The organism is Paractinoplanes deccanensis (genome assembly GCF_016862115.1).
GTDB lineage: Bacteria > Actinomycetota > Actinomycetes > Mycobacteriales > Micromonosporaceae > Actinoplanes > Actinoplanes deccanensis.
On sequence record NZ_BOMI01000247.1, the window covers coordinates 1 to 1,056 of the forward strand.

Annotated in this window: 1 protein-coding gene; it reads right to left on the reverse strand. The window is 61.7% G+C overall.

The annotated features are described in order from the left end of the window. On the reverse strand, positions 1-836 hold an 836-nt coding region (locus tag Ade02nite_RS48850; protein WP_203778296.1), incomplete at its 3' end, for an IS5 family transposase. Positions 837-1,056 lie beyond the last annotated feature (220 nt).

A 1,056-nucleotide genomic window follows, 5' to 3' on the forward strand; every position in this document is an offset into this window, starting at 1 on the left:
CAGGTTGGGGTGGTTTCGTCGGTGAGACGCCGGGCGAGGTTGTCGATCATGGCAATGGTGATCATGCTGGCGGAGTTGCCGGGCAGCGCTTCGTAGTCGCGGGTCAGGCGGCGATGCTGCATGAGCCAACCGATGGTGCGTTCGACGACCCACCGCCGCTTGAGCACGCTGAAGCCTTTGACCTGCGGATCCTTGGTGACGACCTCGACGTCGATGCCGAGTGTGGCGCCGTGTTCGACTGTTTTGACCTTGAATCCGGCATCGACCCAGGTCTTGGCCAAAGTCGGATGGATCGTGGCGGCTTGGTCGAGCAGGTCGTTGCCGATCACGTTGTCGCTGACGCTGGCGGCGGTGACGAGCACGGCGAGCAGCAGGCCGAGGGTGTCGGTGATGATGCCGCGTTTGCGGCCGACGATCTTCTTGCCGGCGTCGATGCCCTGTGTCTCGACGGGCACGTTGGTGGATGTCTTCACGCTCTGCGTGTCCATGATCGATGCGGTCGGTTTGACGGTGCGGCCGTGGTGGTCGCGGACGAGTCCGGTGAGGTGGTAGTTGAGTTGGGTGAAGATCCCTTCTTTGCTCCATAACGCGAAATAGCCGTAGACCGTCGCGTGTGGAGGGAAATCGTGGGGCAGGTAACGCCAGGCGATACCAGTGCGATTGACGTAGAGGATCGCGTTGAAGATCTCGCGCAGGTCGTGGGTAGGGGTGCGGCCCTTGATGCCGAGGTGGGTTCGGGCGTCGGTGCGGGCCTGTCGCCAGGCGGTCAGCCGGGGTGCGATCAAGGCCCAGCGGGCGTCGGACAGGTCGGACGGGTACGCGCGGCGCTCGGTCATTCTCCTGGCATATGGTGATGTCAGGCTGTCCTGAGGACGCTGAGTCCGTCGATTCCGGGCCGAAAGTCAATCAAACACGATTGAGTTACCAAAGGCTGCAGATCATTGCAAATGCGAAGCGGTTGATAAGGCGCGATTCGACTGGATGCCCAGGCTGGAGCTACTCCACCGCCGCCTTCGACTCAGCTATAACGCCATCAATGCTAATGAAACGTCCAGT